We start from the raw sequence: 4,467 nt of genomic DNA on the forward strand, positions 1-4,467 counted from the left end.
ACCAGGAGGCAGGCCAGCATGACCGGGATCCGGCCCGCCGGAACCGGCCGCGACAGCACCAGCACCAGTACCCGGTGCTCCTCCAGCCGCACCCGCGCCCGCTCCAGCCGCTCCGGCGCGGCCCGCCGGCGCAGGGACTCCAGCAGGCGCGAACCGCCCCGCGAGCGCACCCCGCGCTGCCCCAGCCAGTACAGGGCGAGGTCCCCGGTGAAGGCCGCCAGTGCCGCCACCCCGATCACCACCAGCACCCCCAGCGGCAGCGTCCGCTGATGGAACGCCACCACCGCCGCCGAACTCACCAGCGCCCCCGTCGGGATCACCGGCACCAGCGCCCCCAGCGCCACCAGAACGAACAACGCCGGGTAGCCCACCGCCCGCTGGGTGGTCTCCGGCGGCACCCGCCCCACCACCTCCGCAGCCCCCAGCCACCACACCGTCACGGCAGCCGCACCCGCTCCCCGTGCGCCGGGACCCGCACCGCCACCTTCGGCGCGAGCACCCCCGCCAGCCGGGCGAACTCCCCGCCCGGCGCATGGAACTCGTGCGGCCGCACCGCGTCCATGCCGATCGGCCAGTAGGTCCCGTAGTGCACCGGCACCGCCGCCAGCGGCGCCAGCCCCACCAGCGCCCGCGCCGCCGCCCCCGCGTCCAGGTGCCCGGGACCCAGGTACGGCCCCCAGCCGCCCACCGGCAGCAGGGCCACGTCCACCGGCCCGGTCTCCTCGGCCATCGTGTCGAACGGTCCCGTGTCCCCGGCGAAGTACGTCCGGGCCGCGCCCTGGACCACGTACCCCAGCGCCCGCACCCGCTGCGGCCCGAACGGCACCCTCCGCCCGTCGTGCCGCGCGCTCACCGCCCGCACCCGTACGCCCTCCCCGACGCCGACCTCCTCGCCCGGGACCACCTCCGTCACCACCAGGCCCCGCGCCCGCGCCAGCCGCGCCAGCCCCGGCACCGCCCGGCCCGCCCCGCACCGCCTCCGCCTCGGCCGCCTCCGGCGGCGGCACCGCCCCACGACGGCGCCGCAGGTGCGCGAACCGCCGGGCGAACAGCGGATCCGTCAGCACCCGCACCCCCGAGTCCCGCACCGTGCAGGTGGCGTGCCCCCACCAGGTGATCTCTACCGGCACCCCCGCACCCCCTTCCCTGGTCCCCGTCCCCGTCCCCGTCCCCGTCGAGCCTAGGCATTCCCCGGCCGGTTCGCCTGGAAGCGGAACTCGGCGGCCCCCTCCTCCCCGGGCCCGGATCGGAGTAGGGTCGGGCGCCATGGATGCGCTGCGCGTGGCCGCGATCGCCAGCCTGGCCCCGCTCGAAGAACTCGATGCCGACCCCTTCGCCGTGGACACCCGGAGCCAGCACGCCATGTGCGCGCGCTGGGCCGCCGCACAGGGCTACGTGGTCACCCGGCAGCTGCTCCTCTACGGACTGCGGGCAGACCACTGCGGGCTCTGGCGCGACGTGGACGCCGGCCAGGTCGACCTGTTCGTCGCCCCCAACCCGCGGGTCCTGGCCCGCGCGCTGCGCTCCGTCGAGGAGTTCACCGCCGAGTGCGCGCGGCGCGGCGTCCGCCTGGAGACGGCCGGACTCGACGAGCCGCGCTACACCCCCGCCATGAAGGCCGAGGTGCACCGCAGGCTGTCCATGCCGACCGCCGGCTACGACGGCACCTGAGGACCGGGGACCGGGAAACCGGGCCGCCCGGCCTCGTACTCCCGTGCGCCATCCGTGACGACCGGCCTCCCGGGCCGCCCTGTGCGACGCTGGCGAGGGGACCGCGGGCGGGGCGCGGGCCCGGGGGCACCCCGGGGCGGGGGCGGACACGAGGCAGGTGCGTCATGGCGCGGTGGCGAGGGTGTTGGCGGGCCGCGGGCGGCGCGCTGGTGCGGGTGCTCCTGGTGTGGGCGGTGTCCACGCTCACCCTGCTCGTGCTCGCCCGGATCCTGCCCGACTTCCGTCTCCAGTCGGCCGACGGCGACAGCGTCACCCGCGTCGGGCTGACCGCCGCCTGGGGCGCCGGCGCCTTCGGCCTGCTGACCGCCCTGGTCTGGCCGGTCGTCGTACGGGCCCTGCTGCTGGTGCCCGCGCTGGTGCTCGGGCTGCTCGTCTTCTTCCTCAACGGCTCCCTGCTCCTCATGGCCCTCAGCCTGATCCCCGACGACCGCGGGGCGGCCGCCGCCCCCCAGACGGCGGTGGTCGTCGCCGCGGTGATGTCCGCCGTCGCCTCGGCCACCTCCACCGCCCTCGCGGTCCGCGACGACGAGGCGTACCGCCGCCGGCTGTACCGGCTGGCCGCCCGGCGCCGCCGCCGGCGCGGCCCGCCCCCGGGCGGCGGCCCGGGGCTGGTCTTCCTCCAGCTCGACGGGGTCGGCTACGGGGTGCTGCGCAGGGCGGCCGCCGACGGGCTGATGCCGACGGTGGCCGGCTGGCTGGAGCACAGCCACCGGGTCATGCCCTGGCGCACCGACTGGTCCAGCCAGACCGGCGCCAGCCAGCTGGGCATCCTGCACGGCTCCAACCACGACGTGCCGGCCTTCCGCTGGTACGAGAAGGACACCGGCGAGGTGATGGTCTGCAACCGGCCCACCAGCGCCGCCGAACTCCAGCGCCGGGCCGTGGCGCGCACCCGGGACGGCGGGCTGCTCAGCCTGGACGGGGCCAGCCGGGGCAACCTGTTCAGCGGGGGCGCCGACCAGCTGGCGCTGGTGCTCTCGGTCGCGGCCCGGCGCGGCCGCGCCAACCGCTCCCGGGCCGGCTACTTCGCGTACTTCTCCGACCCGGCCAACGCCGTCCGCACCGCGCTGTCCTTCGTCGCCGAGGCGGGCCGGGAGGTCGGCCAGTCGCTGCGCTCGCGGCTGCGCGCCGAGCACCCCCGGGTGGCGCGCGGCGGGCTGTACCCGCTGATCAGGGCCTTCGCGACGGTCGTCGAGCGGGACGTGGTGGTCTCGGCGGTGATCGGGGACCTGCTCGCGGGCCGGTCGGCCGTCTACGCGGACCTGGTGGCCTACGACGAGGTCGCCCACCACTCCGGCCCGCACGGCCGGGACACCGACCGGGTGCTCGCCCGGCTCGACCGGAGCCTCGCGCTGATCGCCCGGGTCGCCGAGCACGCCCCGCGCGAGTACCGGTTCGTCCTGCTGTCGGACCACGGCCAGAGCCCGGGGGAGACCTTCCTCAGCCGCTACGGGCTCGCCCTGGAGGACCTCGTCCGCGCGGGCTGCGGCCTCCCCGTCTCCCGCCGGGCCGGCCGCACCCGCAGCGGGGCCGAGGCCCGGGCGGCGGTGCTGGCGGCCCTGCACCGGCCCGTGGAGGAGGACGGGGAGGAGGCCCGGTCCGGTTCGGGATCCGACCCGGTGGTGCTGGCCTCGGGCAACCTGGGGCTGATCTCCTTCCCCGACCTGCCGGGCCGGGCCACGCGCCGGCGGATCGAACGGGCGTACCCCGCCCTGCTCCCCACCCTGGCGGGCCACCCGGGGGTGGGCTTCCTGCTGGTCGACGGGGAGGTGCTGGGCCCCGGCGGGGCCTCGGCGCGGCTCGACGTACCGGGGGCGGCGGAGGAGCTCCTCGCCGCGTTCGGGCCGGGCGCGGCGGACGCGGTGCGCCGGACGGACTCCTTCCCGCACGTCGCCGATGTCATGGTCAACTCCGCGTACGACCCCCGCGCGGGGACCGTGCACGCCTTCGAGGAGCAGATCGGCTCGCACGGCGGCCTGGGCGGGGAGCAGGGGCGCCCCTTCCTGATGTGGCCCACGGACCTTTCGCAGCCGGATCCGGAGCTGGTGGGCGCCGAAGCCGTCCACGAGGTCCTGCGCCGCTGGCTGCGCGAGCACGACGGCCCCCAGGTTCCCCTGCCCGCCCTGCCCGCCATGACGCCGCTGCCGGAGGACTCACGGCCGGACGATCATCGGCCGCAGGATCGTCGGCTGGAAGCCGATTCGAGCGGAACCCTTCCGTCCGCACCGGGTCCGGTGCCGGACGAAACCCGGTGATTTGGCGCGGCCTCCCCCGTGGTCGACCATGTGTTCCACCTGCCCACCATGTGAGACATCCAGAGGCGCACCACCGATGACCAGCACCGCAGCCCCGCCCGTCGAGGAAAGCACCGCCCCCGGGGCCGACGGAACCCGAGCGCCGCTCACGTCCGGACGGGGACCCGCGCCGGCCGACCGGCACACCCGCCGCTTCGGCCTCCCCGTCGCCATCTGCCTCGTCATGGGCAACGTCATCGGCGGCGGGATCTTCCTGCTCCCGGCCTCGGTCGCGCCCTTCGGCACCATCAGCCTCCTGGCCTTCGCCGTCCTGACCGTCGGCGCCATAGCCCTCGCCCTGGTCTTCGGCCGCCTCGCCGAGCGCCACCCGCAGACCGGCGGCCCCTACGTCTACGTACGCGCCGCCTTCGGCGACTTCGCGGGCTTCCTCGCCGCGTACAGCTACTGGATGACCGCCTGGGTCTCCAACGCCGCCCTCGCC

The 4,467-nt window shown here is 76.7% G+C and carries 4 protein-coding genes and 1 pseudogene; 3 read left to right on the forward strand and 2 right to left on the reverse strand.

Annotated features, from left to right (window positions below; all coding sequences use genetic code 11):
• Together VR44_RS36400 and VR44_RS36405 are read right to left on the reverse strand one after the other, a co-directional pair.
• A partial coding sequence (locus VR44_RS36400; RefSeq protein WP_425424564.1) for a DedA family protein occupies positions 1 to 440 on the reverse strand: 440 nt, incomplete at its 3' end.
• Positions 437 to 1,130: pseudogene (locus tag VR44_RS36405) on the reverse strand (MBL fold metallo-hydrolase). The gene VR44_RS36400 and the pseudogene VR44_RS36405, both read right to left, overlap by 4 nt.
• A 136-nt stretch (positions 1,131 to 1,266) precedes the next feature.
• Between VR44_RS36405 and VR44_RS36410 the strand changes: the two are divergent.
• From VR44_RS36410 to VR44_RS36420, 3 genes are all read left to right on the forward strand, one after another.
• Positions 1,267 to 1,671 carry a hypothetical protein gene (locus tag VR44_RS36410; RefSeq protein WP_045951942.1) on the forward strand — a complete coding sequence of 135 codons (405 nt, stop codon included), beginning with the start codon at positions 1,267 to 1,269 and terminating at the stop codon, positions 1,669 to 1,671.
• 164 nt (positions 1,672 to 1,835) lie between these two features.
• On the forward strand, positions 1,836 to 3,986 hold the full coding sequence (locus VR44_RS36415) for a phage holin family protein (RefSeq protein ID WP_045951943.1): 2,151 nt from the start codon (positions 1,836 to 1,838) through the stop codon (positions 3,984 to 3,986).
• Between the two features lie 76 nt (positions 3,987 to 4,062).
• The coding region (locus VR44_RS36420) for an amino acid permease (RefSeq protein ID WP_045951944.1) at positions 4,063 to 4,467 on the forward strand (405 nt) is incomplete at its 3' end.

The sequence above is a fragment of the Streptomyces katrae genome (assembly GCF_000966975.1).
Taxonomy (GTDB): Bacteria; Actinomycetota; Actinomycetes; order Streptomycetales; family Streptomycetaceae; genus Streptomyces; species Streptomyces katrae.